Annotated in this window: 23 protein-coding genes and 1 riboswitch; of the genes, 19 read left to right on the forward strand and 4 right to left on the reverse strand. The window is 60.0% G+C overall.

The window, feature by feature from the left end:
* Positions 1 to 189: 189 nt before the first annotated feature.
* Positions 190 to 1,095: a LysR family transcriptional regulator gene (locus CQ019_RS13115; protein WP_105553787.1), complete on the reverse strand. Its 906-nt coding sequence runs from the start codon at positions 1,093 to 1,095 to the stop codon at positions 190 to 192.
* 136 nt (positions 1,096 to 1,231) lie between these two features.
* Here CQ019_RS13115 and tdh point away from each other — a divergent pair, with 136 nt between their 5' ends.
* The 5 genes from tdh (at position 1,232) to hutI (ending at position 9,488) form a co-directional block, all read left to right on the forward strand.
* Positions 1,232 to 2,278 carry an L-threonine 3-dehydrogenase gene (gene tdh, locus CQ019_RS13120; protein WP_105553786.1) on the forward strand — a complete coding sequence of 349 codons (1,047 nt, stop codon included), beginning with the start codon at positions 1,232 to 1,234 and terminating at the stop codon, positions 2,276 to 2,278.
* Positions 2,279 to 2,288: 10 nt separating this feature from the next.
* The gene (locus CQ019_RS13125; protein ID WP_105553785.1) at positions 2,289 to 3,488 is read left to right on the forward strand and encodes a glycine C-acetyltransferase; all 1,200 of its coding nucleotides are present in this window, start codon (positions 2,289 to 2,291) and stop codon (positions 3,486 to 3,488) included.
* A gap of 134 nt (positions 3,489 to 3,622) precedes the next feature.
* The gene (locus tag CQ019_RS13130; protein WP_181148490.1) at positions 3,623 to 6,586 is read left to right on the forward strand and encodes an AAA family ATPase; all 2,964 of its coding nucleotides are present in this window, start codon (positions 3,623 to 3,625) and stop codon (positions 6,584 to 6,586) included.
* A 90-nt stretch (positions 6,587 to 6,676) separates the two neighbouring features.
* Positions 6,677 to 8,092 carry an FAD-binding oxidoreductase gene (locus CQ019_RS13135; protein ID WP_105553783.1) on the forward strand — a complete coding sequence of 472 codons (1,416 nt, stop codon included), beginning with the start codon at positions 6,677 to 6,679 and terminating at the stop codon, positions 8,090 to 8,092.
* 196 nt (positions 8,093 to 8,288) lie between these two features.
* Positions 8,289 to 9,488 carry an imidazolonepropionase gene (gene hutI, locus CQ019_RS13140; RefSeq protein WP_105569890.1) on the forward strand — a complete coding sequence of 400 codons (1,200 nt, stop codon included), beginning with the start codon at positions 8,289 to 8,291 and terminating at the stop codon, positions 9,486 to 9,488.
* Here the strand turns inward: hutI and CQ019_RS13145 are convergent.
* Positions 9,472 to 10,104 carry a bifunctional 2-polyprenyl-6-hydroxyphenol methylase/3-demethylubiquinol 3-O-methyltransferase UbiG gene (locus tag CQ019_RS13145; RefSeq protein WP_105569891.1) on the reverse strand — a complete coding sequence of 211 codons (633 nt, stop codon included), beginning with the start codon at positions 10,102 to 10,104 and terminating at the stop codon, positions 9,472 to 9,474. The two genes, hutI and CQ019_RS13145, sit on opposite strands and share 17 nt — an antisense overlap.
* A gap of 132 nt (positions 10,105 to 10,236) precedes the next feature.
* Between CQ019_RS13145 and tpx the strand changes: the two genes are divergently transcribed.
* From tpx to CQ019_RS13205, 12 genes are all read left to right on the forward strand, one after another.
* Positions 10,237 to 10,737 carry a thiol peroxidase gene (gene tpx, locus CQ019_RS13150; protein WP_105553780.1) on the forward strand — a complete coding sequence of 167 codons (501 nt, stop codon included), beginning with the start codon at positions 10,237 to 10,239 and terminating at the stop codon, positions 10,735 to 10,737.
* 275 nt (positions 10,738 to 11,012) lie between these two features.
* Entirely contained in the window at positions 11,013 to 11,885 is an 873-nt protein-coding gene (locus tag CQ019_RS13155; RefSeq protein WP_374954795.1) for an SIS domain-containing protein, read from the forward strand.
* Positions 11,886 to 11,894: 9 nt separating this feature from the next.
* A complete protein-coding gene (locus CQ019_RS13160; RefSeq protein WP_105569893.1) occupies positions 11,895 to 12,833 on the forward strand; it encodes an ROK family protein in 939 nt (312 codons plus the stop codon).
* Complete coding sequence (locus tag CQ019_RS13165) at positions 12,830 to 13,762, forward strand: 1-phosphofructokinase family hexose kinase (RefSeq protein WP_105569894.1); 933 nt, start codon at positions 12,830 to 12,832, stop codon at positions 13,760 to 13,762. Before CQ019_RS13160 ends, CQ019_RS13165 begins: the two co-directional genes overlap by 4 nt.
* A gap of 12 nt (positions 13,763 to 13,774) precedes the next feature.
* Entirely contained in the window at positions 13,775 to 14,611 is an 837-nt protein-coding gene (locus tag CQ019_RS13170) for a class II fructose-bisphosphate aldolase (RefSeq protein WP_105553776.1), read from the forward strand.
* A gap of 511 nt (positions 14,612 to 15,122) precedes the next feature.
* Complete coding sequence (locus CQ019_RS13175; protein ID WP_105553775.1) at positions 15,123 to 16,382, forward strand: extracellular solute-binding protein; 1,260 nt, start codon at positions 15,123 to 15,125, stop codon at positions 16,380 to 16,382.
* A gap of 136 nt (positions 16,383 to 16,518) precedes the next feature.
* Positions 16,519 to 17,448: a carbohydrate ABC transporter permease gene (locus CQ019_RS13180; RefSeq protein WP_105569895.1), complete on the forward strand. Its 930-nt coding sequence runs from the start codon at positions 16,519 to 16,521 to the stop codon at positions 17,446 to 17,448.
* A 2-nt stretch (positions 17,449 to 17,450) separates the two neighbouring features.
* The gene (locus CQ019_RS13185) at positions 17,451 to 18,308 is read left to right on the forward strand and encodes a carbohydrate ABC transporter permease (RefSeq protein WP_219843930.1); all 858 of its coding nucleotides are present in this window, start codon (positions 17,451 to 17,453) and stop codon (positions 18,306 to 18,308) included.
* 2 nt (positions 18,309 to 18,310) lie between these two features.
* Positions 18,311 to 19,021 carry a copper homeostasis protein CutC gene (locus tag CQ019_RS13190; RefSeq protein WP_105569896.1) on the forward strand — a complete coding sequence of 237 codons (711 nt, stop codon included), beginning with the start codon at positions 18,311 to 18,313 and terminating at the stop codon, positions 19,019 to 19,021.
* Positions 19,022 to 19,033: 12 nt separating this feature from the next.
* Entirely contained in the window at positions 19,034 to 19,837 is an 804-nt protein-coding gene (locus CQ019_RS13195) for a DeoR/GlpR family DNA-binding transcription regulator (RefSeq protein ID WP_105569897.1), read from the forward strand.
* 119 nt (positions 19,838 to 19,956) lie between these two features.
* The gene (locus tag CQ019_RS13200; RefSeq protein WP_374954796.1) at positions 19,957 to 20,709 is read left to right on the forward strand and encodes a CPBP family intramembrane glutamic endopeptidase; all 753 of its coding nucleotides are present in this window, start codon (positions 19,957 to 19,959) and stop codon (positions 20,707 to 20,709) included.
* Between the two features lie 57 nt (positions 20,710 to 20,766).
* Positions 20,767 to 21,174: a GNAT family acetyltransferase gene (locus CQ019_RS13205; RefSeq protein WP_219844260.1), complete on the forward strand. Its 408-nt coding sequence runs from the start codon at positions 20,767 to 20,769 to the stop codon at positions 21,172 to 21,174.
* 97 nt (positions 21,175 to 21,271) lie between these two features.
* On the opposite strand, the gene CQ019_RS13210 is transcribed toward CQ019_RS13205, so the two are convergent.
* Positions 21,272 to 21,916 carry a VOC family protein gene (locus CQ019_RS13210; protein WP_105553769.1) on the reverse strand — a complete coding sequence of 215 codons (645 nt, stop codon included), beginning with the start codon at positions 21,914 to 21,916 and terminating at the stop codon, positions 21,272 to 21,274.
* A gap of 173 nt (positions 21,917 to 22,089) precedes the next feature.
* Positions 22,090 to 22,207: riboswitch (SAM riboswitch) on the forward strand.
* A 91-nt stretch (positions 22,208 to 22,298) separates the two neighbouring features.
* On the opposite strand from CQ019_RS13210, the gene CQ019_RS13215 reads away from it, so the two are divergent.
* Both CQ019_RS13215 and CQ019_RS13220 read left to right on the forward strand, forming a co-directional pair.
* Complete coding sequence (locus CQ019_RS13215; RefSeq protein ID WP_105569900.1) at positions 22,299 to 23,642, forward strand: bifunctional o-acetylhomoserine/o-acetylserine sulfhydrylase; 1,344 nt, start codon at positions 22,299 to 22,301, stop codon at positions 23,640 to 23,642.
* A gap of 2 nt (positions 23,643 to 23,644) precedes the next feature.
* Positions 23,645 to 24,790 carry a homoserine O-acetyltransferase gene (locus CQ019_RS13220; protein WP_105569901.1) on the forward strand — a complete coding sequence of 382 codons (1,146 nt, stop codon included), beginning with the start codon at positions 23,645 to 23,647 and terminating at the stop codon, positions 24,788 to 24,790.
* Between the two features lie 96 nt (positions 24,791 to 24,886).
* On the opposite strand, the gene CQ019_RS13225 is transcribed toward CQ019_RS13220, so the two are convergent.
* Entirely contained in the window at positions 24,887 to 25,753 is an 867-nt protein-coding gene (locus CQ019_RS13225) for an SGNH/GDSL hydrolase family protein (protein WP_105553766.1), read from the reverse strand.
* Positions 25,754 to 25,778: the final 25 nt, after the last annotated feature.

Below are 25,778 nucleotides of genomic sequence, written 5' to 3' on the forward strand. Positions count from 1 at the left end.
ACTGCTTCTAAACGCCCGTCCCTTTCGAGGGGCGGGCGTCTTCCGTACCCGGAGCCATTCCGCGGCCACCATAAAAGGCGGCGGCGGTGGGTAGAAAGCCATCGGGCACGCTCGCGGGCCAGTGACCGACATGCAAAAGAGGGTTTTGCCTTGCGGTTTCGTGCCTAGGGGTGATTGCGTATTGCTGCCTCAGCTGATTACCAGCCGCTGCACCGTACTGCGGATGGCGTTGATGACATCGTTTACCGTGCCGCGGTGCAAATGCTCCGCCCGCAGTAGAAGGTCGATTTGTCGACCTGAGTTCAAGCCTTTGATTGGTCGTAAAATCACCGTTTCATCCAGGGTGTTGCGCGCCGTGTACCGCGGCAAGATTCCTAGGCATTTGCTGGCTTCAATCAATGCCCCGGCGGTGGCGTAGTCATTGACTCGGTGTTCCACCATTGGTGCCCGGCCGGCGAGGGCGGCGATGGTCTCCAGGACGTCGGCCGGCGAATAGCCAGAACGCGAGACCACCCACCGCTCGTCGATCACTTGTTCCGGGGAGAGCTCGGAGTACGCTGCCAACGGGTGATCGCGGTGAATTGCGATATCCAAGGGTTCAAAGGCCAGCGGGATCACGGCAATGCGTTCTTCCGGCCAAGGCGCGGTATGCGGCATGCGGTGGGCCAGTACCAAATCGTAGCCGGAGGTCAGTGCCGGGAAGTCCTGTTGCGAGACATCCTCATCGGAGAAGCGCAGCGGGGGTAGCTCCCCTTCCGGGTAGGTCAGCAGCGGAGCGAAGATCGTCTGCCCGATGGAGTGGAACCCCGCGATATGTATTGGCACCTCGAGGTCTTGGTCCTGTGTGCGGATCTTCGCCTCGACCTCGGCCAAGGTCGAGGCAACCGAGGCGGCGGCCGAAGCCAGCAACTTTCCCTCGGCCGTTAGCACCAGCCGGCGTCCATCCTTCTGAGTCAGCGCGGCTGGGAAGCCGCGCTGCAACTGCGCGAGGTGTTGGGACACGGCCGACGGTGAGACGTACAGGGCCTTCGCGACCGCGTTGACGCTGCCTAAATCCGCTAGCTCGCGAAGAATCCGCAACTGATGTAATTCCATGAAGTAAATACTAAATCGTTAGATCAGGAAATCGAAGTTCGTCTAAGGTTTCTTCCCATGCTGTTGGGTGCGACACTTGAAACAACCCCAAGTCTGTCGTGCACGCACCCCGATGCCCGATCCCAAAGGAACCAGCATGAAAGCACTGTACAAGTCCGGACCACATGCCGGCCTGGAACTCGTCGACCGGCCAGAGCCGGAGGTCGGCGTCCACGATGTCAAAATCCGTGTGATGACCGCCGGAATCTGCGGCACCGATCTGCACATCGAAGCCTTTGACGATGCAGCGAAGGCCATGATCAACACCCCGCTGGTCCCCGGCCACGAATTCTACGGTGAGGTCGTCGAGGTCGGCTCGTTCGTGCAAGGCGTTAAGATCGGTGACCGGGTTTCCGGCGAAGGCCACGTGGTCTGCGGCCTGTGCCGCAACTGCCGGGCCGGGCGCCCCCATATGTGCATCAACGTCAACTCCGTCGGCGTGCAGCGCGATGGCGCGTTCGCCGAATACGTGGCGATCCCCGAAAGCAACGTATATGTTCACCGCGACGAGCGCATCACCCCGCTGCTCGGCGCTATCTTCGACCCATTCGGCAACGCCGTGCACACCGCGCTGCAGTTCCCCATGGTCGGCGAAGACGTGCTCATCACCGGAGCCGGCCCCATAGGCCTGATGGCCGCCGCGGTGGCCCGCCATGCCGGCGCCCGCAATATCGCCATCACCGACGTGTCCGAGCAGCGCCTGGAGCTGGCCCGCACCATGGGCGTGGACCTGGCGATCAACGTGGCCCAACAGCGAATCGCCGAAGCCCAGAAGGAATTGGGAATGCGCGAGGGTTTCGACTTCGGCATGGAAATGTCTGGTCACAAGACCGCGTTGCCCGAAATGATCGAAAACATGAACCACGGCGGCAAGATCAGCATGCTCGGCCTGCCCAGTGAATCGATCGATATCAACTGGGGCAAGGTCGTCACCCACATGCTCACCCTGAAGGGCATCTACGGGCGCGAAATGTTCGAGACCTGGTACGCCATGAGCGCCATGCTCACCACCTCTGATATTTTGCGTGAACGCGTCGCCTCGGTGGTCACCGACTTCCTGCCGGCTACCGAATGGCAAGCAGGCTTCACCGCCGCTCGTGGGGGACACGGCGGCAAAGTTGTTTTGGACTGGACAGTTTTCTAGGAGATATGACATGTATACAGATATGAAAGACCAGCTGTCCGCGGAACTGGAGCAGCTTAAGGATTCGGGCCTCTTCAAGGCCGAACGCCACATCGACTCGGCGCAGTCCGCATCGATCATGGCCGGCTCGCTGGGAAGCGAATCCCGCCGGGTATTGAACTTCTGCGCGAATAACTACCTAGGTCTGGCCGACGACCAGCGCATCATCGACGCGGCCAAGAACGCCATGGATGATCGCGGCTTCGGCATGGCCTCGGTCCGCTTCATCTGCGGCACCCAGGACCTGCACCTGGAACTTGAAGCCAAGCTCTCGGCATTCCTCGGAACCGAAGACACCATCCTGTTCTCCAGCTGCTTCGATGCCAACGGCGGTGTCTTCGAATCCCTGTTCGGCGCCGAAGACGCGATCATCTCCGACGCGCTGAACCACGCGTCGATCATCGACGGCATTCGCCTGTCGAAGGCGGCACGCTTCCGCTACAAGAACCAGGACATGGAAGACCTGGAAACCCAGCTGCAGGCGGCCGCCGCCATGAACGACGGCGCCGGTGCCCGGCGCACCATCGTCGTCACCGATGGCGTGTTCTCCATGGACGGATTCTTGGCCCCGCTGGAAGCGATCTGCGACCTGGCGGACAAGTACGGCGCACTGGTGATGGTCGATGATTCCCACGCGGTGGGCTTCATGGGCTCCAACGGTGCCGGAACCCCGGAGCACGCCGGCGTCTCGGACCGGGTTGATATCTACACCGGAACCTTCGGCAAGGCGTTGGGCGGTGCCTCGGGCGGCTACGTTTCCGGCCGCGGGGAGATCGTGGCGATGCTCCGCCAGAAGGCACGCCCATACCTGTTCTCCAACTCGCTGGCCCCGTCCATCGTGGCAGCCACGCTGACCGCCCTTGACCTGGTGGCAGGATCCGGAGATTTGCGCGAGAAGCTCTTCGAAAACGCGGCGCACTTCCGCCGCCGGATGACCGAGGAGGGCTTCGACCTCCTCGACGGCGAGCACGCGATCATCCCGGTCATGTTCGGGGACGCGGTCAAGGCCGCTGAAGTCGCCGGCAAAATGCTGGAGCATGGCGTCTTCGTCACCGCGTTCAGTTTCCCTGTCGTGCCGAAGGGGGCCGCGCGCATCCGTGTGCAGCTCTCCGCCGCGCATTCGGCCGAGGACATCGAGGCCTGTGTGCAGGCTTTCGTCGCCAGCCGCTAAGCAGCAACACCAAACCGCCCGTGCTTCCGTTCCCGGAAGCGCGGGCGGTTTTGCGTTCCGCGTCGTCTGGGCATTGTGGCACCAGTTAGGTGGTGCCACAATGATATGTGGGGCCAACTCGGGGAAGGCCAATAGTGCTATATCTGAATTTGTTTGGGGAACAGCGGCTCACCGCGTGGGGCGCTGATGTTCTCTCGGGCCGATCGCGGGCACTTGAATTGTTGGCCTATCTGGTGTTGCATCCCGGAGTCCAAATACCACGGCTGCTTTTAGCGGGAACCTTCTGGCCGGAATCCAGCGACTCCCAAGCACAAACGAATCTGCGCCGCGAACTTCATAACCTGCGCATCGGGCTCGGCGAGGTGGACTGCCTGGGCACTGCCGATGGGGCCATTTCCTGGTTGGGCAGTGCCGGGATTCGCGTAGACGCCCAAATTTTCGCCGAACAGCGGGCCAAAGCAGAGGCTGCCACCGCGCGCGGAGATGATCAGCGATTCTTGGATCATGCCGAACTAGCGGTAGCCGAATACCTGGGTGAGCTGATGCCCGGTAGCTACGCCGACTGGGTGTTGCATTCGCGTGAACGGCTCGCGGGGCAGTGCGCGCAGTTGTGCGCCCAGGCCACCGATGGATGGCTGAACAGGGGCCAGGGCCATCGAGCCCTAGCCATGGCGCAGAGACGCGTGGATGTCCAACCCTTGGAGGAGGCCGGGTATCGGGACCTGATGCGCGTGCAGATGTCGCTGGGCGAAGATACGGCGGCCATGTACACCTTCCATAAGTGCGCTGAGGTTCTGGACAACGAACTGGGCGTCGCTCCGGGCCGCGATACCCAGTCGCTGATTCAAAAAATGCTGCCTCGGATGCAACCCGGTGCCCAACGCGCGTCAAGTCCACGAAGCGAATCGGCCGATGGCGGACAGGAAAGTACTGGGCGTGAAACCGAGACGAACACCCTGAAACAGCTCTGGGCCGAGACGGTGCGCGGAAAACGATCAATGGTAGTGCTCCAAGGCGGGCCGGGAGTAGGCAAGACCCACCTGGCCCGACAGCTCGAAATCCATGCCCGCGCTACCGGCGCCTTGATTGCCCGAGCACGCTGCGTGGACTCCGGTGGGCTCATCCCGCTTGCGCCGGTGGCCGGTTGGTTGCGTGATCGAGCCTTCGCCCCGCTACTGGCTGGATTGCCAGTGGAGCTCAAACGCGAGGTGGGCAGGTTGCTGCCCGGGCTGCTGGGCGAGCCGCAACGCGCCGAAGCCCACGCGGGAAACCGGGCTATGGTTGATGCCTGGCAACGCTACAGGTTTTTCGAAGGGCTGGCCCGCGCGATGGGTACCGCGGGCCGTCCGATACTTTTGATCCTCGATGACCTGCACTGGTGTGATGCCGACACCGCTGCCTGGATATCTTTCCTGTTTTCGGGACCTCATACCAGCCAACTCCTGCTCGTGGCCACCATGCGCACCCCAGACGCCGCTTGCAGCCCCGCCGTGGCGGGAATGCTAACCACGCTGCGAAACGCCGGCGCGCTGGGCGAACTGAGCCTCGAACCGCTGGGGGTCGAGCAGAGCGCCGAACTTGCTGCACGAGTTCGCGGCCAGGCGCTGACCGGCTCCCAAGGTAAGCTTTTGCACGCCGCGACAGGCGGATACCCGCTGTTCATTCTCGAAGCGGCCCGAGCTGCCTCATCATCCGGGGATCTGCAGGACACTGGATTCTATGCGGTGCTTGATCATCGATTCGAACAGCTCTCACCCGCGGCCAAGCACTTGGCGGAGCTTGCCTCCGCGTACGGCCGCGAAATCACCCTTGACCTGCTCAGCGAGGCAGCAGATCTGGAGAATCATGACCTGGTCGGTGCGGTGGATGAACTGTGGCGATTGGGAATTCTGCTACCGGCAGGAAATGGTTATGACTTCGTGCATCATCTGGTGCGCCGGGCAGCCTACGAGAAGGTTACTCCGGCCAACCGTTGGCTGCTTCACCGCAGGCTGGCCCAATCCCTGGAATTACTGCACTCCGCAAATCTCGACCCGGTAGCCGCGGTGCTCGCCGAACAATACGCGCTGGGTTCAAACCCCGGTCGTGCCCTGGATTTTGCGCTCAGCGCCGGAGCGGCGGCTTCAAGGATCTATGCAAATTCAACCGCACTGGTCAACTTCCGTACCGCTTTGGAACTGATCTCCGCCCAGCCTGCCGGGCGCGAACGCGACGAACGGGAGCTTTCCACCCGGACGGCCATGTCCTCACCGCTGACCGCGTTGCGCGGCTACTCGGCACCCGAACTACTGGACAATCTCGAACGCACGGCGCAGTTGGCCCAAGAATTGGGCCACCCGAAGGCTCTCGCCGCAAGCCTGATCGGGCTGTTCGCCGGGCGCTACGTCGAAGGCAAGAACCCGTTGTGCCACAGCATCGGGTTGCACGCCCTGGAACTGTCGCAAGGAGATGCCGACCTGACTGGCCAATCGCATTTCGCGGTGGCGGGTGGTGCGTTGGCCCTGGGCCGGCATCAGGAAGCCATCGAGCATTTTGCCGCCTGCTACGAGAGCGGACAGAACGGCTATTCGTTCATCCTGGGCACACGGCTTGAAATCCATGCGCGAGCGTGGGCCTCGCACGCGCATTGGCTTGCCGGCCACACGGAGCAGGCCCTGCGCTTAGGCTCAGAAGCGCTGACCAGGGCGGCCGCCTCCGGGCATCCCTATACCAGGGCGGTGGCTCTGGGGTATGTGTGCCTGCTGCATCAGCTTGCCGGGGACCGGGCGGAACTGAGCCTGCGGATCGCTGAACTACTTAAAATATGCCGCCGCTACGAGATCGCCTACTACGGGCAGTGGGCCGAGATCTTCGCCGGGTGGTACGCCGGCGGCAGCGCAGGAATCACCCGGATCCACGAAGGCATCAGTGCCCTCGAGGCACAAGGTGCGCTGGCGAGGATGCCCTACTGGCGCATGCTGCTGTCGGATGCGCTCGCCGACCACGGCCAGTTGGATCTGGCCCGCACCGAATTGGATGCAGCACTGCGGCAGGCCGAAGAACTTGGGGAGTGCTGCTGGAGCCCGGCCCTGCTGCGGCTACGCGAACGGTTGGGATAGCACGGCTGCGAACGCTGCGAACGCCAGACGAACGCGCGGGCTCCTAGGGTGGGTAAAACCCAGCAAGAGAACCGAACGAAGGAGTTGGTCATGGGTAGCAAGACAGAAATCCTTGCAGACCTCGCGGCAGCGCTGCGCGGGCCGCTGACCTTGCCCGAGGACCCCGACTATGACAAGGTCCGCGCCGTATACAACGCGATGATTGACAAATATCCGGCAGCCATTGCCCGCGTGGCGGACACCGCGGACGTGATCACCTGCGTGAACTTCGCGCGCGAGCACGAGCTTCTCCTCGCGGTACGCGGCGCCGGGCACAACGCCGGAGGCCTGGGCATCGCCGACGACGCGCTGGTCATCGACTTGGGGGCGCTGCGTAGCACCACCGTGGACCCTGCGGCGCACACCGTGCGGGTCGACGGCGGCGCCACGTGGGCAGATGTGGACCATGCAACGGTGGCCTTCGGCCAGGCAACCCCGAGCGGCTTCATTGCCTCCACCGGCGTGGGAGGCTTGGCCTTGGGCGGCGGCATCGGCTACCTGACCCGGCGCTTCGGACTGACGGTGGATAACCTGCTCTCCGCCGATGTGGTGCTCGCCGATGGCGCCCTGGTCACCGCCGATGAGAACCGCCACCCGGACTTGTACTGGGCCTTGCGCGGGGGAGGCGGAAACTTCGGGGTCGTCACCTCCTTCACCTTCCGCACCCACGACATCGGCGAGAACGGGATCATTATCGGCGGGCCGGTGCTCTACGACATCTCCGACACCACCGAGGTCATGCGCTGGTACCGGGAAATACAGCCTTCGCTGCCGGAGGAACTTTCGGGCTGGATCGGGTTGCTGACCATCCCGGGTGCCGCGCCGTTCCCGGAGGAGCTGTGGGGCCGGCAGGCCTGCGGGATCCTCTGGTGCTACACCGGAGCCCATGAGCTGGCCGAGCAGGTGATGGCCCCGGTGAAGGAATTCGGCAACCCGCTCTTGGTGGGGCCGCACGAGATGCCGTTCAACATCCTGCAGCAGGCCTTCGATGCGCTCTACCCGGCGGGGATGCAGTGGTACTGGAGGGCGGACTTCGTCACCGAGCTGACCGACACCGCGATCGAGGTCCACAACTACTTCGGTGCGCAGCTTCCCACGGGCCACTCCACCATGCACCTGTATCCCATCGACGGGGCGGCAGCACGTGTTCCGGTCGAGGACACGGCCTTCGCCTACCGCCAGGGCGGCTGGGCCGGAGTCATCGTCGGGGTGGATCCAGATCCGGCCAAGGCCAAGCTGATCACCGATTGGACGCAAGCCTATTCCGAGGCCCTGCATCCGACCACCGCGGGAGGTGCGTACGTTAACTTCCTGATGGACGAGGGCGAGGATCGGGTGAAGAGCGCTTACCGGGAAAACTATGAGCGGCTGAGCCACATTAAGGCCGTCTATGACCCGGGGAACCTGTTCCGGGTGAACCAGAACATCGTTCCGGCGCAGGGCCGCAGGGAGCGCCAATACCGCTAGACGGCTACGCCACACTGGATAGTGAGCCACCTCAGCGCATTGCTGGGGCGGCTCACTTTGTCCGAAATACCGGATTCAATTTGGCCGCGGAACTTCACTGGCCAGGTTCTATTGAATAGTCTCTGAGGAGGCCCTCAGGGCACACCTCAGAGGCAGGGGTGCCCTCACACGCAGTGAACCCAAGGAATCAAGGTAGATGAACACCCACTTACTGACCAACATCTCCCAGCTGTGCACCGTAGACCGCGAGGGCACCGTGCTCAGCAACGCGGCGGTGCTGATCCGCGATGGAATCATCGATTGGGTGGGTGCAGCGCAGCAGGCACCGTCGGCAGAGAAGGTCACGGATCTGGACGGACGCGCGGTCCTGCCCGGTTGGGTGGATTCGCACAGCCACCTGATCTTCGCCGGAGATCGCGCGGATGAATTCGTGGCCCGGATGGCCGGGGAAGACTATGCGGCGGGCGGAATAGCCGTGACTACCACGGCTACCCGGGCCACCGATGACCAAGCGCTGCGTGAACTGGTATCCGCACGCCGGGCGGAAGCCTTGGCCATGGGCACCACCTGGATGGAAACCAAAACCGGCTACGGGCTGACCCTCGATGAAGAGGTCCGCCATGCACGATTGGCCCGGGAGCTGGTCGATCAGGTGACCTTTCTCGGCGCACACCTCGTCCCTGCCGGACGGGACGCGGACGAGTACACCGCGGAGGTGGCCGGACCGATGCTTGACGCCGTGGCCGGAACCGTAGATTTCGTGGACGTGTTCTGCGAGCGCGGAGCCTTCAGCGAAGCGCAATCGCGCAAGGTGCTGCAAGCGGCAAAGGATCGGGGATTGGCCACCAAGATCCACGGAAACCAGTTAGGCCCGGGCGCCGGAACTCGACTGGCGGTCGAATTCGGCAGCCTCTCGGTGGACCACGTGAACTATCTGGAGCTCGGCGACATCGATGCGCTCGCCGGAACCTGGTCAGCGTGGAATGCCCGACAGCGCACGGGCGACCGCGGAGTGGTCGCCACCTGCCTTCCGGCCTGCGACTTGTCCACCCGCCAGCCGCTGGCTCCGGGGCGTGAACTGCTGGATGCCGGAGTGGTGATCGCCTTGGCCAGCAACTGCAATCCCGGCACCAGCTACACCAGCAACATGAATTTCTGTGTGGCGACGGCGGTGCTGCAAATGAATCTCAGCCTCGCCGAAGCGATTGAGGCAGCCACCATGGGCGGTGCGATGGCGCTCGGAGTGGCAGATAAAGTCGGCTCGATCGAGGTCGGGAAGCGCGCGGACCTGCACGTACTTCAAGCAGCCACGGCGGCTCACCTTGCCTATCGTCCGGGAATGCCTCTGACCCACAGCGTGTATCGGGCCGGGGAACTGGTCAGCGACCGAGGATGAACTTTCCGTCCGGAGTTTGCGGAAACTCGCGTGTTTCGGTGCGGGCGAAGACGCTTACGGACCAGGGGGAATCATCCGAAAAAGGGTTCAGATGCCAATCCGCGTAACGGTGAGTGAGCAGCAGCTCGGTCGTCTTCGAGGCTTCATCTTGATCTTTCGGGCCGCCGCGCAACGCGCTGGTAGTTCCGAGAATGAGTGCACCTTGGGGTCTAAGCAGTTCGCCAAGCAGTGCAAAGCAGGTGCTGAACTCGGCCGGGCTCAGGAACGCAGGAACATTTCCCGACAGCAGTATTGCATCGTAGGCAACGGGAAGCTCGGCACGGACTAAATTATCAACGGAAATCTCGGTGGCACTGATGGGGCGGAACCATGCCGGGTCGTGGAGTTCCGCGGCGACCTGCAGCACTGCTTCGGTGGGATCGATCCCGTAGGCGTTGTGACCGCGGAACCTTAACCCGTGGACGGCGTTTCCAATGCCGCAACCGATGTCCAAGATCGTTGCGGCACGTGAAGAAAGCATGTCCACGAAGCGAACGTCGACCTCAAGATCAGTACCTTCTTCGGTTAACGCACGCATTTTTGCTGCATATGCGTTGAGGTCGGTGGCCGTATCCATGCACTGAGTCTGTCATGGGAAGGTACGCTTGTGCTGCGAAAAATCGGGGCGAAGGGTGAAAGTGAGCTTTGCTTCGTTGCGCTCTGGCCGAAATATGGCTGGGATCTGGCCATTCGTGATAGACAATGAAGTATGGCTATTACTGCATTCAAAGATACCCCTGTCCAGACTATTGGCGAGCTGCCTGCCGTTGGCGCGCAGGCACCTTCCTTCACCCTGACCGACACCAACCTCGCAGAGGTCACCAGTGAATCACTGGCCGGCCGTCGCGTGGTGCTGAACATCTTCCCATCCGTTGATACCGGCGTATGCGCTGCCAGCGTCCGTAAATTCAACGAGCTGGCTGCCGGCCTGGAAAACACCACCGTGGTGTGCGCCTCCGCCGACCTGCCATTTGCCTTGGGCCGCTTCTGTGGCGCCGAAGGCATCGCGAACGTTGTGGCAGCTTCCGTCTTCCGCTCGGATTTCGGTGCTGACTTCGGCCTAACCCAGATCGACGGCCCGCTGGCAGGCCTGCTGGCCCGCGCTGTGGTCGTTTTGGATGAAACCGGCAAGGTTGTTTACAGCCAGATCGTTCCAGAGATCACCACCGAGCCAGATTACGATGCCGCTATCGCTGCTCTGAATAGTTAATCTCCGTTCTGCGCCCTCGGACCTGAAAAGGTGACGGTGCAAGAGTCGTGGCGATGCGCCGCTCCCTTAAGTAGGGGGCGGCGCATTTATTTTTCCCCGAGGCATTCTCAAGAGCGGGTTCTAACTCTATACTCGTTTAAAGATCGTTTGTGATTGTTAGTATCTTGAAAAGATCACAAAACATCAAAATGTAGATTCTGTCCGACTAGATATTGAGAATTTGATCCCGGAAGGGGAGAGCTGCCGTGAGCGAACAAGTCGTGCTGGGTGCGCATATGGAGCAGGAGCTAGTTTCACAGCCAGAGATGTGGCGGCGAGCAGTGGCGCAGCAAAAAAGTGAGAACCTGCTGCCAGCACCGGGTCTTAAAGTCGCGGTCATTGGCTGCGGCACTTCATGGTTCATGGCCGAGGCCTATGCCGCGGCGCGCGAAGCGGCAGGCCAGGGGATCACCGACGCATTCGCCGCCTCGGAAGCCCGAATCACCACCCGCGACTACGACGTACTGGTTGCCATAACCCGTTCAGGCACGACCTCCGAGGTGCTTCAGGTCCTTGATGACCTCCGAGGTTCCCTGCGCACGGTTGGAATTATTGGCGATGTCAGCTCGCCAATCATGGAAAAGCTCGACGCGGTAGTCGAACTTTCCTATGCAGACGAGCGTTCGGTGGTTCAGACTCGCTTCGCGACCACCGCCTTGGCTTATCTGCTCTCCAGCGTGGGCATCGATTTGGACGAGGCAATTGTGCAGGCCGGGGAACTGGTCAACGCGCAGACGCCCCAGCAACTCATCGAAGCCGAACAATTCACCTTCCTTGGCCGCGGTTTCAGCGTGGGGCTGGCCCATGAAGCTGCCCTCAAAATGCGCGAAGCGGTCCAAGGGTGGACCGAGGCGTACCCGGCGATGGACTACCGCCACGGGCCAATTGCCATTGCCGCACCAAACCGGGTGACTTGGATGTTCGGTGAAGAACCGGAAGGTCTGGGCGCACAGGTTCAGCGCACGGGGGCCATCTACGTCAATAATGATCGGCACCCGCTGGCGGAACTGGCCTACGTTCACCGCGTCACTTTAGACCGTGCGCGAGCTCGCGGTATGGACCCGGATAGTCCACGTAACCTCACTCGTTCGGTGATCTTGGAAGACTGAGCTAGCCACATGAGTGAGCATTTCCTACTTTTTGATGTCGGTGGAACAGACATCAAGGCAGCCCTTGCCGATGAGCATGGCCAGTTCCTGCACGTTCTGCGCGAGCCGACCATCGTGGCTGGTGCCGAGCTGGCAGCCGCCACGCTGATGAGGCAGTTGGTTGAACTGGCGGCGAGGCTTCGCAAGCTTTCCGGGCAGACGCCGCTAGCCGCAGGGCTGGTGGTATGCGGACTAGTTGATGCCGAGCACGGCATCGGGATCTTTTCCGCCAACCTTGGCTGGCGTCGGGCGCCACTGCGCCAAATGGCAGAGCAAGCCTTGGGCCTGCCCGTCGGCTTCGGGCATGACGTCACGCTGGCGGCCCGGGCCGAACTGGAGTTTGGAAGTGGCGCTGCCGATCCGGACCTGAAACGCAGCACGGTCGTGATGATCATCGGAACCGGAATCAGTTCCGCGCTGCTTGTTGACGGGCGGATAGTCAGTTCCGGTGGATATGCGGGCGAACTGGGCCATGCGCAAGTTCCCGGAGGGCTCGATTGCAAATGTGGCAACACCGGATGTTTGGAAACTCTGGGTTCTGCGGGCGCCATCGCCAGCAGATACGAGCAGCGCACCGGCCGCCGCGGCGGGGCCAAGGAGGTCTTCGAGGCCCGCAAGGCGGGAGACAGCGCAGCGGCACAAGTCATTGCCGACGCCATTGAGGCGCTGAGCTTCACGCTCGCCCAACAATGCGCATCGATTGCGCCCGAAGGCATTGTGATCGGTGGCGGACTAGCGCAAGCCGGAGACCGGTTCTTCGAGGAGTTGCAAGTTGCGTTGTATGCCAGGCTTTCATTTCATCGTAAACCTCGCTTGGTTCCAGCACAGCTCGGGGCCAACGCCGGACTGCGCGGTTCATTGATCTTGGCTCAAGAAGCATCCGTGAAAAATCAGGGGAAAACTCCATGATTCTCAGCTTCACCCCGAACCCTGCCATCGATGAGAGCTACACGGTGGAAAACCTCACGCTTGATTCGAGCCATCGAGTTCCGTTACCGACCTCCCAAGCCGGTGGCAAGGGAATCAACGTGGCCCGGGTCCTGCACTCTCAGCATCACCCGGTGCTTGCGCTCAGCCCCACCGGCGGTAACAGCGGGATTGAATTTACCGAGAATGTGCTGGGCAGCGGCCTGCCCTTCAGAAGCATCCCGGTGACCGCGTCCACCCGGCGTTCTATGGCCTTTCACGATCCGCAGGCGAATACCACGACGTTATTCAATCAGGCCGGACAGGCGCTGGACGACCGGCAATGGAAAAACATTCTTGCCGCCTATGCGGAAGCACTCGGTGCTGCCACCGCGGTCAACATTTCCGGTTCGTGGCCTCCGGGAACCGAACCGGGACTAATCGGAGAGTTCATCAACCTCGCAACCGCGCGTGGATGCCCGGTGCTCGTCGATGCCACCGGCCCATGGCTCCTGCAAGCTGCCCGGCATCATGCGGTGCTCAAGCCCAACGAATACGAATTACGCGAGGCAACAGGCTGCCAGGACCTGGCCTTGGGCGCACGCAAGCTGATCGACCTCGGAGCCACGGAGGTATTCCTGAGCGCCGGTGCGCGCGGCATCTTCCGTTTTTCCTCGGCTACCCCTGCCATAGGCCATGCGGTGTTGCCAAGGTCCCTCAGCGGAAACCCGACTGGCGCCGGAGACTCGGCCGTGGCAGCAATCATGACCGGCTATTTGCGTGAGCAAGAACCTGAATTTACCTTGCGGCTCGCCGTGGCCTGGTCTGCGTCCACGGTGCTCATGCCCACCGCAGGTGCCCTTGCGCCTGCTCATCAAGAGCTCTTCGACGAAGTCGAGTATCAAATTCTGCCGGCAAACGCCGAAATCTAAGGAGAAACGCCCATGCCATTGGTGCCCACCCGAGAAATAATGGACCTCGCACAGGCAGGGGCCTTTGGACAAGGCGCCTTTAATGTCATTCATCTAGAAACGGCGCAAGCCCTCATTCAAGGGGCCGAACTGGCGAATACCGCGTTGATCTTGCAGATTAGCGAGAACTGCGTGAAATACCACGGGGGACTAGCGCCCATTGCCGCGGCCAGCAAGGCGTTGGCCGAACTGGCCAGCGTGCCAGTGGCCCTGCACCTGGACCATGCAGAAGACGAACAGTTGGTCTATCAAGCGCTAGAGCTTGGCTTCGGGTCCGTGATGTTCGACGGGGCGAAGCTGGGCTTTGAAGATAATGTCGCAGCCACCCGCCGTGTAGTTGCGGCCGCGAAACTCACCGGAACCTATGTTGAAGCCGAGCTCGGGGAGATCGGCGGAAAAGACGGGGCTCATGCTCCCGGAGTCCGGACCGACCCAGGCGAGGCAGCCCATTTCTCCTCGCTGACCGGCATAGATGCATTGGCCGTTGCTGTCGGTTCGTCGCACGCGATGTTGCACCGCGGTGCGACACTGGATCTGGAGCTCATTGGGCGGCTTAAGGAAAGTCTGGACATTCCGCTGGTGCTCCATGGGTCCTCGGGAGTGCCCGACGAAACACTGGTCGACGGAATCCGGGCCGGGATGCGCAAGATCAATGTCTCTACGCATTTGAACGGGTACTTTACTCGGGCGGTACGGCAATGGCTCGCGGAACATCCCGAAGCGGTGGATTCGCGCAAATACATGGCTGCCGGGCGAACCCAGATGGCAATCGAGGCAGCGCGACTGCTCAAGCTCTTTGCCTCTGCCTAAAAGCCATGAGCCGTTGTCGCGGATCGGTGGCAATCCGCCGAAGGGACAGTTCTCCGCTCCTGCCCAACCACGTCGGACTTCAAGGCCAATTTCTGGCCCTTGCGGTTGGGCCTGCGCGTGTATTCTTCGTTGGCTGCTTCTAGGGCACGCAAAATCCCACCCTGCCCAGAATCCGTAATTCTCTTCGCGGAGCTCTACCCGACAGGGCTGGAACGGAACCGAGCCGGCGTGAATCGTTGCACTGCCGCGCGAATGAGTACGTCCAAGGCATGCGGTGATGCCTATCCGTCACCTTACGTCCCGAACGTAGAAAAATTCATCCCGAAGTGATTGTTTATGATCTTTTAGCGCCTAGTTAACTCTAAAAATATCATCATGAAGCCTTGACCAGTGATCTCTATCACTACATAATCGGTGTAGGCTGATTTTTTTCTGACTATAAGTCGCCAAAAAAATCAGAATCATTCACACCGAGTAGGGTGCCGCAATGGCGCGACAATGAGGAGCAGAGATGAAACGAACTACACGTACCGCGGTGGTGGCCCTGTCTGCAACGGCAGCGCTGCTGTTGAGCAGCTGCGGTTTTTCTGGCGGTGAAAGCGATGCCTCCACAGATGCGGCGGGCGGCGAAAACACCACTTTGGAAATGCTCGTTCCTACCTACTCCACAGGCACCAAGGCCCTGTGGGAAGGTGTGATCGAAGACTTCGAAGCCGAACACAGCAACATCAGCATCAACCTCGAGGTGCAATCGTGGGAAAATCTTGAAGGCGTACTGAAGACCAAACTTCAGGGTAACCAGGCACCCGATATTTACAACGGTGGCGCCTTTGCCGAGTTCGCCGCAGAAGGACTGCTTGCTCCGGTCTCAGATGTCGCTTCACCCGAAACCATTGAGGACTTCCAGCCCGCCTTCGCAGATGCCGAAAAATTTGAAGGCACCCAGTACGGACTGCCACTGATTGCCTCGGCCCGCGCGCTGTTCTACAACGAGACGCTGATGGACGAAGCCGGAGTCCAGGACGTCCCAAAGACCTGGGATGAACTCTACGAAGCATCAAAGCTGATCAGCGAAAAGACCAAGGCGGACGGCTACGGCATGCCTCTGGGCAGCGAAGAAGCCCAAGGCGAGTCACTGATCTGGTTTGCGGGAAACGGAGGCAACTTCGGTGATGCAGATTCGATCTCCGTGGACACCCCGGAAAACCTCGAAGCCGCCGAATTCATGAAGAAAATGATCGATGACGGCGTCACGCAAAACGATCCGGGCGCTACCCAGCGCACCCCTATGCTGAACACCTTCATCCAGGGCCAACTAGGTTTCGCCTATGCACTGCCACAGACCGTGGGGCAGATTGAAAAGGAAAACCCCGATCTGAAATACGGGGTTACCACGGTCGCCACCAAGACAGGGGAACCTGCAACCTTAGGCGTCGCGGATCGGCTGATGTCTTTCAAGAATGACGGAAGCAAATCGGCAGCCGTCAAGGAATTCATGGACTACTTCTACTCGGCCGATGTCTACACCGATTGGGTCAGCACCGAAGGATTCCTTCCAACTACCCAGTCCGGTTCCGAGAAGCTCGCCGGGGACGAAGTCCTCAAGCCATTCTTGGACATGTTGCCGAACGCGGTCTTCTACCCCACGACCAACCCCGCATGGAATGCGACCGACGGTGCTTTCAAATCGCTGATGGGCGAACTGGGTACCGGTAAGTCCGCCGAGGACGTGCTCAAGGGCATCCAAGCCAAGGCTGACGCGGCCAGCTAGCAGCCTGGGTGAATCCAAGTAACCACGCAATAAGAGGCCCGACGAGTGTTTCGCCGGGCCTCTGTTGCCGAACCAAACGATACGGCCGGCCCTCGTAGTTTTCCCGTGGCGCCGAAAGAATAAAGGAGAGCAGAGCGTGAGTACCTCGTTACAGGTCACCCCGGCACCTGCCAAGAGACGCAAACGCGGTAATGACTCGCAGTCATTGCTGTCCTCAGTGCCCTGGATAGGGCCGGCTTTGCTCTTGATTTTGGCCATGGTGGTGTATCCGGCCGGTTACATGATCTACAACTCGACCCGTAAGATTTCATCGGTTGGCACCGACCTTCATTCTGTCGGATTGGACAACTTCGTCACGGTCTTCCAAGATCCGGCACTGCCTCGGATCATGATCAACACCGTGGTTTGGGTCCTCTCCGTTGTCGTGATCACGGTGCTTCTTTCATTGGCTCTCGCCCAATTCTTGAACAAGCCGTTCCCCGGGCGCACTTTTGTGCGAATGGCCGTCATCGTTCCCTGGGCCGCCTCGGTAGTCATGACCACGACAGTGTTCTACTACGGCTTGGATCCCAACTACGGAATCTTCAACAAGTTCTTCATCGACATAGGGCTCATGGACGAAGGGTTCGGTTGGACTAAAAATGCGGTCCCAGCGATGCTGGTTTCGATCGTCGTTGCCATTTTCGTTTCGATACCCTTTACCACCTATACGCTGCTCGCCGGGATGCAGGCCATCCCGGAAGAAACCCTAGAGGCAGCTCGGGTGGACGGGGCAGGTAAATGGAAAACCTACATCTTCGTGATCCTCCCGCAGCTGCGCTCGGCGCTCGCCGTCGCGGCTCTGATCAACATCATCAACGTTTTTAATAATCTCCCTATTCTGAAGGTGATGACCGGTTCGATTCCGGGAAACAGCGCCGACACGCTCATGACCTACATATTCAAGGTTCTGCAATTTGATCGCCGCTTGGATATCTCCTCAGCACTTTCCGTGGTGAACTTCGCCATTGTTGTTGTCATCGTGGCCATCTACGTCAAGTCCGTCAAACCAATGCAGGAGGTATAGAGATGGCGTTTCTCGTCACCGCCGATCGTGCCTCGCGCAAGACGGTGATCATGCGCATGCTGATCGGTGTACTAGTTGTTCTAATCTTCCTTCTGCCATATCTGACCATGCTCATTGGCTCCATAAAAACACAGGCGGAAATCCTCTCTATTCCGCCGGATTATCTCCCGCGTGAAGGTGCACAATGGTCGAACTACGCTTCGATGTGGGCGACTCCAGAGACACCGGTCCCATATAACCTCATTTCCACGATTGTCATCTCGGTTTTCGCCACGCTGTTGGTGCTTTTGGTAGCTACCCCGGCGGCGTATTACACGGCCCGTTTTAAGTTCCCGGGCAAAATGGTGTTCATGTTCTTGGTCATTGTGACCCAGATGCTGCAGCCTGCGGTGCTTACCGCCGGCCTGTTTAAGCAGATGCTTGCGTGGGATCTACATGACACGTGGCTGGCCATGATTCTGATCAATGCGGCCTTTAACCTTGCCTTCGCCGTATGGATCATGCACTCCTTCTTCGCAGGCGTTCCGCGCAGCATCGACGAAGCCGCGCAAATCGACGGTGCAGGAAAACTGCGCGTGCTCTTCACCATCAATCTGCCCTTGGTTTGGCCGGGCATCGTCACCGCGGTGATCTTCACCTTTGTCTCCTGCTGGAACGAATTCGCAGCGTCATTGGTGATCTTGTCGACGGCCGAGAATCAGCCGCTCTCCGTGGCGTTGACGAAGTTCGTGGGACAGTACTCCACCGCCTGGCAGTACGTCTTTGGGGTTTCGATTGTCGCGATTGTTCCGGTGATCATTCTGTTCGCCCTGATTGAAAAACGACTGATCGGTGGCCTTGCCGCTGGGGCGGTGAAATAGCTATGCCAGGTAACGCGCCTGCGCTGGAAATCGTTGCAACTTCACCAAGCTGTGCCGCGCGCGCGGTGGGGGCAGGAGCCGACAGAATCGAAGTATGCCAAGCGTTGGAACTCGGCGGGCTTACCCCAAGCCCCGAACTGCTGGTCAAAGCCCTGGAGCAGTCGCCCCCGCTTGGCGTACATGCACTTTTGCGTGAGCGTCCCGGTGATTTCACCTACACTGCCGAGGAACTAGATTTGCTGGTCAGACAGGCGCAGCGGCTTGCCTTCGAAGGAGTGCAAGGACTGGTCATCGGGGCTTCGACCGCTGAAGGATCCCTAAATATCCCGGGGATTCGCGTGCTGATCGAGGCTGGGCGGCAGATCAATTCGCAAATGGAAATCACGGTGCACCGCGCCATCGATGCAACGCCCGATCCTGCGCACAGCGTCCTTGAGCTTTTGCAACTTCCGGTCACACGAGTGTTGACTAGCGGAGGACGAAGTACGGTTGGTGAAGGGCTACCCATGATCAAACGCATGGTGCAGCGTGCCGAAGGAAGAATTGAAATCATGTCCGGTGGTGGCATGAAGCCACGGGACGTGCGTGCGGCTTATGCCACAGGCATAGCGGCGGTTCATTTCTCCGCCAAAATACCTTATGCGCAGAGCCTGGCCGTTGATGAACAACAGGTTAGAGAACTACGCAATTTACTTGATGATTTGCACTATTAGAGAGCTGGATCCATGAAACGCGAGGAACGCCTGAACCATATCCTCGACCTCCTGGCTAGCAATGGCCAGATTGATGTCGAGCAGATTGTTCAGCAGCTGGAAATCTCGCCTGCGACTGCACGACGGGACCTGGACTCGCTGTCCAATGCCTCGCTTCTCACCCGAACCCACGGTGGTGCAGTCTCAAACACGGTCGCCTACGACCTTCCCTCGCGGTATCAGCGTGAAGACCATGACGAACGCAAACTTCAGATCGCAAGGCTCGCCGCTGGCATGGTTGAAGCCGATACCGTGGTCGGACTTTCTGGGGGCACTACCACTAAAGCAATAGCCATTGAACTGGGCATGCGCCAGGATCTAGTGGGGGAGCCCGGTCGTATCACCCTCACCGTAGTTACCAACGCAGTCAATATCGCCTCTTTGCTCGCCGTGCGCCCGCACATTCGCGTTATGGTCACCGGTGGGGTGCTCAACGAGCGCTCCTACGAGCTTGTCGGCCCGCTAGCGCAAAATTCGCTTGGCAAAATCACGCTCGATATGGCTTTTGTAGGCATCAATGCGCTGGAACCGAGCATCGGAGCGATGGTCAGCGATGAGATGGAAGCAGCAGTCAACGAATTGATGATCAACCAGTCTCGTAGGAGCTACCTGGTGGCAGATGCTTCGAAGATCGGAGGGCATTCCTTCGTGATCTTAGATCGCGAAAACCTCACCGGCCTGATCACCGACGATCAGATCACGGACGAGCAACGGGAGGCCCTTGCCATGGCAGGAATCCCGGTCATCACCAAAACGGGAATGTCTGCGGCACAGTAAGTGCATCGGGCCAACGCTGAAGCATGGTCAGGCGCTGCAGCAAGATCCGCTCGGACTCCTTGCTCAGCCGCAGCACAGCAGTCGAAGTCTATGATCGATATGTGACTGGTGAAAAGACATTGACGACGAGCGGCACTCGCATCCTGAAGATTGAGATTTTCCTCGTTCTAGGGCTCTCTCTCGGACAGAGCGCCGTGTATTCGCTTATCAGCTTTGCCGACAAGGCGACTCGTGCGCCACTGCGCGAGCAGACCACATCCATGAACAATCCGTTGAACACGCGAGAATACTTTGACCTGGCGTACCAGCTCCTGGATATCCTTTTCGCCCTGCTCCCGGTGGCCCTCGCGCTCTATTTCATGCATCGAACGCTCGGACGAAGCATCAGGGACATAGGCTTCGATTTCCGTCGTCCTGGCAAGGATGCGCTGCTCGGGGTGTGCTTGTTTCTCGTCATGGGAATCGGCACGCTAGGCGTATATGCAGCGGGTCGGGCATTCGGCATCACCACAGCGCTGGCCACGGCAAATCTCGCAGACTACTGGTGGAGTGTGCCGGTGCTGGTCCTTTCAGCGGTACGCCATGCAGTACTGGAGGAAGTCGTGATGTTGGCTTTCCTCTTCGGCTACGGCAAGAGACTCAATCTTGGACCCTGGGTGCTGATTCTCGGTTCGGCCCTGTTGCGCGGAAGCTATCATCTGTACCAAGGGGCCGGACCGATGATCGGCAACTTCGCCATGGGTGTGGTCTTTGGCTGGATCTATCATAAATACGGTCGCGTCATGCCCCTGGTCATCGCGCATTTCCTGCTGGATGCCGTTGGTTTTGTAGGCTTCTTGCTCATCGGCCCGGCCATCGGCATTGGTGCCTGAGCGCTTTCCAGATTCATGATGGCCCAATTTCTGAGTGCTTTTAGCAGGGGAGCGAAAATGCAGATTAGCGAGCTTCAGATGAATGGCCTTGCCGAGGTGGTCGCACTCTGGCAACGGGTGGAACTCACCCGGCCTTGGAATGTTCCGCTGGCCGATGCGGAACAAGCGCTACGCAACGAGTCATCCACAATTCTTGTGGGGCACCGCGACGGAGCGCTGCTTGCCTCCGCGATGGGTGGTTTTGATGGTCACCGCGGGTGGCTGTACTACGTTGCGGTCCGTCCCGAGAGCCAGGGCCAAGGACTGGGCCAACAGATCGTTGGCGCGGCCACCGATTGGTTGCGCCGACGTTCGGTGCCCAAGGTGCAGCTGATGGTTCGCTCCGAGAACTCGCAGGTCATTCGATTCTACGAGCAGCAAGGCTACGAAACCCAAGACATTGTGGTTTTGGGCAAGCGGCTATAGGCAGAGCAGAGCCTTGCCAGTTTGAGCGCACAACTGGCATTAAAGAAGAGTAGGTGGGGGCGCCATTGCCCCCACCTACCTTCGTGCGTACCTTGTCTTACAGCACCACGGTACCGTTATCGGTTTCGAAAGTTACAGACAAGATGCCCGGGGTCCCGTTGGGTGCTTCATACTCCATGCTCACCGCACCGAGATTCACGTTTTCTGGCTGCCCCAGCCAATCAAGGACTCGGTCGCGTGAACCGGCAATGGCAATGCTCTGGATCTGGCCAGCGGGATCCAGCGCACGGGAAGGGTGCAAGTCTTCGGTGCCGGCGTCCCAGCGCAACAAGTATGGAACCTGCGGGTCCGCGATCAGACCCTTGATGCCAATCTGCTGCCAGGTGAGTTCGCGGCCGTCAGGGAACTTGCGGTTACCCGGAACCGATTTGCGTCCCAGGCGCTCTTCTGCGCTTGAGAGATCCTCAACTGAAACACACCATCCCATCCATCCGCCGCCCAGCTCGGAACGGGCACGGACCGCCTGCCCAAACGGTGCCTTGTCGCTAGCGGGGTGGTTCAGAACTTCAACTACTTCTAGGTATTGGTCATGCTTGAGCGGGAAAATTACATTGCGAGTTCCGAATCGCGGATGCACGCCTCCCTTGACGAATTCCAAGCCCAAAGCCTCGGAGATTCTTTCGGCGGTTGGCATGAGCCCGTCCGGGCCACATGCGTACGTAACGTGATCTAGCCTCATCATGTGCCCATCATGTCACTATGTGATTCAAGTCTCGACTTAGGCTACCCTAACTGGCGAACTGGCGATCGAACGCTCTGCATAAATTGCGTTATAAAAGTGCAATATGACCGATTGCGTCACTTTGAGCCACTTCATATTGCCAAGATCTTCGGTTGTCCGGCAGACTTGTGTCAGGTCATGAGTCCCAGTAACAAGCCCCGGCTTACTGGGCGGCAACCCTCCTCCGCGGTGGGGTGCCCCGGGTGAAGACCTGGCCCTCGGCACAAACTGTGTCTAGGACAAGCGCGGGTTACCCCCTGGAAAGTACCTCGACGAGGAGCTTCCTGTCGGTGTGTTTTTTAGTGGTGTACCCCCATAGTCAACAAGCTATATGGAGGAAACCATGAGTAACAACTGGTCATTTGAGACGCGTCAGATCCACTCCGGACAACAGCCCGACCCGGTTACCGGAGCGCGTGCCTTGCCGATCTATCAGACGTCTTCGTTCGTCTTCCCCAGCGCAGAGAGCGCGGCCGCGCGCTTCGCCTTGCAGGAGCTGGAGCCGATCTACACTCGCATTGGAAATCCAACCCAGGAAGCCGTCGAAAACCGCATTGCCGACCTCGAAGGCGGTGTCGGCGCACTTTTGCTCGCCTCCGGGCAGGCGGCCACCACCTTCGCCATCCTGAACCTGGCCCACGCCGGCGACCACCTCGTTGCCAGCCCAAGCCTGTATGGCGGAACGCAGAACCTGTTCAAGCACACGTTGCGCAAGCTCGGCATCCAGGTCACCTTCGTGGCCGATCCGGATAACCTGGCGCAGTGGCGCGAGGCTGTGCAGCCAAATACCAAGGCGTTCTTCGGCGAGGTGGTCTCCAACCCGCGTCAGGACATCCTGGACATCGAGGGAATCTCGGAGATTGCCCACGAAGCCGGTGTTCCGTTGCTGGTGGACAACACCTTGGCCACCCCATACCTGATCCGTCCGATCGAGTGGGGCGCGGACATCGTCATCCACTCGGCCACCAAGTATCTCGGCGGGCACGGCACCGCCATTGCCGGCGTCATCGTGGATTCGGGGAAGTTCGACTTCGCCAAGGATCCGGAACGCTTCCCTGATTTCAACACCCCGGACGAGTCCTACAACGGATTGGTGTTCGCCCGAGATCTGGGCGTCAACGGCATTCTCGGCGCAAACCTCGCCTACATCCTCAAGGCACGCGTGCAGTTGCTGCGCGACCTGGGCTCATCGGTGGCACCCTTCAACGCCTTCTTGATTGCCCAAGGGCTGGAAACCCTGTCGCTCCGTGTGGAACGCCACGTGCAGAATGCCAAGGAAGTCGCCGCCTGGCTTGAAGGCCATGGCCAAGTCGAGCAGGTCGCCTATGCCGGGTTGCCTTCCTCGCCATGGTTTGAGCGTGGCCAGAAATATGCGCCAAACGGTGTTGGGGCGGTCATCGCCTTTGACGTTGCCGGCGGCGCCGAAGCGGGCAAGGCATTCGTAGATGCCCTAGAACTCCATTCAAATGTGGCGAATATCGGCGACGTTCGCTCGCTGGTGATTCACCCCGCTTCGACCACCCATGCACAGCTGACCGAGGCGGAACGCCTGTCGGCCGGCGTGCGCCCGGGGCTCGTTCGGCTGAGCGTGGGGCTGGAGAACATCAAGGACATACTCGCTGACTTGCAACTTGGTTTTGCTGCGATCGCAGAGCCTGCCAACCAGGAATTGCAGGAAACCCTCTAGGCATGGCATCCATAGTGACTACCGAAGAGACTCTCGACTCGAAGAACCTCGCCGACGGACAGGACGGCATTTTGCGCCGCGCGTCCGTGGGGGAGTACACCTTCGAAACCGGTGGATACCTGCCGCGTATCGAGCTGGCCTATGAATCATGGGGGCAGCTGAACGAGGACGGGTCAAATGCGGTGCTGGTTATGCACGCGCTGACCGGTGATGCTCACGTATCGCAGGGAGATTCGCAGACCCCGGGCTGGTGGGAAGACTTTGTCGGCCCCGGGCTGACCGTTGATACAGACAATTACTTTGTCCTGGCCATCAACATCATTGGTGGTTGCAATGGATCCACCGGGCCCGGTTCGCTCGACGAACACGGCGAAGCCTGGGGCTCACGTTTCCCCTTCGTCACGATCAAAGACTCGGTGCGCCTTGAGGCGCGCCTGGCCGACCTGCTCGGGGTGCACACCTGGCATACGGTCATCGGTGGTTCCATGGGTGGAGCGCGGGCCCTCGAATGGGCAGTCGAATTTCCGGAACGGGTCAAGAACGTGGTTGTCATGGCCTCCAGCGCGCAAGCTACGGCGGAGCAGATCGCATTTGCGCAGGTGCAGACCGAGGCGATTCGCCTCGATCCAAATTTTGCGCAAGGCGACTACTACGTCAACGGTGTGCGCCCGGATGCCGGCTTGGGCCTAGCCCGCCGACTGGCGCATATCACCTACCGCTCCGAAGTCGAGCTGGAGACGCGTTTCGCGCGCAAGCCGCAGCCCGGGGAACAGCCACTGGATACCTCGGAAGGTGCACGCGGACGCTACCAGGTGGAAAGCTACCTGGATCACCAAGCGACCAAGCTGGTGCATCGGTTCGATGCGAATAGCTATCTGGTGATCACCGAGGCCTTGATGAGCCACGACGTTGCTCGCGGATACGATTCGCTACGTGATGCCTTGGCCCGTCTGGCTAAGGTGAACGTGGTGGTTGCCGCGGTCAGCAGCGATCGGCTGTACTTCCCGGCACAGTCTGAACTGCTCGCTGCGTCGTTGCCGAAGCCGAAACCGGTGCATTACATCGATTCACCGATTGGCCACGATGGCTTCCTGACGGATGCCAAGCAGCTTGATCCGGTCTTGCAGGCCCTGGTTTTTGACGACTAGGAACTCGCTTAGCTAAGTATCCAAACATAAAAGGAACGCAGGTTGATCCACCAGTAAGCGGTGCATCAACCTGCGTTCCATTGTGCGTCGTGGGGCTCAGTCCTGCATAGGGGCGCTATCCCCAGCGCCCAATGACTCATTCGGCGGTGGCAGGGTGAACGGGGTGGGTACCGGGCGTTTGGCCGTCACCCCGTCACCGGAAGACTGGTGTCGAATGCGGCGCAAAACCCATGGCGCAAAGTACTCGCGTGCCCACTGCAGATCTTCGATTCGCGCTTCGCGCCAGCTTCGTGGCGCGTTGTCCAGCTGAGCATTCAAGGACAGCTCGTGGGGTACGTTCAACGCATCCAAGGCCATCGCGGCGATGAGCTGATGTCCCAGTGGAGAGAAATGCAGCCGGTCGGGGTCCCACATGCGTGTTCGGCGCAGCTCATTCAAGGCCCAGAGGTCGCCCACCACAGCATCGTAACGTTGCGCAATTGCCCGCACGTTTTCGTTGTATATGGCGACTTTCCCGCGTATGCCGCCAAGGACAGGCGTATCGCGAATATCGGGTCCGGTGAGCAATAGTATTGTTGCGCCGGTCTTGCTCAGATCGCTAATCGCCCGCTCTAGCTGTTCGGCGATTCTGTCCGGATCGCCGCCGGGGCGAATGACATCGTTTCCTCCAGCGCAAATGCTGATCAAGTCTGGTTTGAGATTTATTGCCGGGGTCACTTGTTCGGAAATGATCTGGCCGATCAGCCGCCCACGGATGGCCAAGTTTGCGTAGGAAAAGTCCGGAACGGTGGTGCTCAACTGTTGGGCGAGACGATCTGCCCAGCCGCGGTGCCGCCCCGGGTTCTGCGGGTCGGGGTCCCCGATACCCTCGGTAAAGGAGTCTCCCAGCGCCACGTACCGGCGCCAGGGGTGACTTGTTTCGTGAGCGGGGAGGGATGATTCGGACGCAGAATTTTCAGACACAACAATATTGTTACTTTTCGGTAAC

Origin of the sequence: Arthrobacter sp. MYb229, assembly GCF_002975405.1 — a bacterium.
Classification (GTDB): domain Bacteria; phylum Actinomycetota; class Actinomycetes; order Actinomycetales; family Micrococcaceae; genus Glutamicibacter.

Bases quoted from the DNA above. Each gene is read 5' to 3' on its own strand.
- CQ019_RS13115 (WP_105553787.1), bottom strand. From the start codon at position 1,095: ATGGAATTACATCAGTTGCGGATTCTTCGCGAGCTAGCGGATTTAGGC.
- tdh (WP_105553786.1), top strand. From the start codon at position 1,232: ATGAAAGCACTGTACAAGTCCGGACCACATGCCGGCCTGGAACTCGTC.
- CQ019_RS13125 (WP_105553785.1), top strand. From the start codon at position 2,289: ATGTATACAGATATGAAAGACCAGCTGTCCGCGGAACTGGAGCAGCTT.
- CQ019_RS13135 (WP_105553783.1), top strand. From the start codon at position 6,677: ATGGGTAGCAAGACAGAAATCCTTGCAGACCTCGCGGCAGCGCTGCGC.
- hutI (WP_105569890.1), top strand. From the start codon at position 8,289: ATGAACACCCACTTACTGACCAACATCTCCCAGCTGTGCACCGTAGAC.
- CQ019_RS13145 (WP_105569891.1), bottom strand. From the start codon at position 10,104: ATGGATACGGCCACCGACCTCAACGCATATGCAGCAAAAATGCGTGCG.
- tpx (WP_105553780.1), top strand. From the start codon at position 10,237: ATGGCTATTACTGCATTCAAAGATACCCCTGTCCAGACTATTGGCGAG.
- CQ019_RS13155 (WP_374954795.1), top strand. From the start codon at position 11,013: ATGGAGCAGGAGCTAGTTTCACAGCCAGAGATGTGGCGGCGAGCAGTG.
- CQ019_RS13160 (WP_105569893.1), top strand. From the start codon at position 11,895: ATGAGTGAGCATTTCCTACTTTTTGATGTCGGTGGAACAGACATCAAG.
- CQ019_RS13165 (WP_105569894.1), top strand. From the start codon at position 12,830: ATGATTCTCAGCTTCACCCCGAACCCTGCCATCGATGAGAGCTACACG.
- CQ019_RS13170 (WP_105553776.1), top strand. From the start codon at position 13,775: ATGCCATTGGTGCCCACCCGAGAAATAATGGACCTCGCACAGGCAGGG.
- CQ019_RS13175 (WP_105553775.1), top strand. From the start codon at position 15,123: ATGAAACGAACTACACGTACCGCGGTGGTGGCCCTGTCTGCAACGGCA.
- CQ019_RS13185 (WP_219843930.1), top strand. From the start codon at position 17,451: ATGGCGTTTCTCGTCACCGCCGATCGTGCCTCGCGCAAGACGGTGATC.
- CQ019_RS13190 (WP_105569896.1), top strand. From the start codon at position 18,311: ATGCCAGGTAACGCGCCTGCGCTGGAAATCGTTGCAACTTCACCAAGC.
- CQ019_RS13195 (WP_105569897.1), top strand. From the start codon at position 19,034: ATGAAACGCGAGGAACGCCTGAACCATATCCTCGACCTCCTGGCTAGC.
- CQ019_RS13205 (WP_219844260.1), top strand. From the start codon at position 20,767: ATGCAGATTAGCGAGCTTCAGATGAATGGCCTTGCCGAGGTGGTCGCA.
- CQ019_RS13210 (WP_105553769.1), bottom strand. From the start codon at position 21,916: ATGATGAGGCTAGATCACGTTACGTACGCATGTGGCCCGGACGGGCTC.
- CQ019_RS13215 (WP_105569900.1), top strand. From the start codon at position 22,299: ATGAGTAACAACTGGTCATTTGAGACGCGTCAGATCCACTCCGGACAA.
- CQ019_RS13220 (WP_105569901.1), top strand. From the start codon at position 23,645: ATGGCATCCATAGTGACTACCGAAGAGACTCTCGACTCGAAGAACCTC.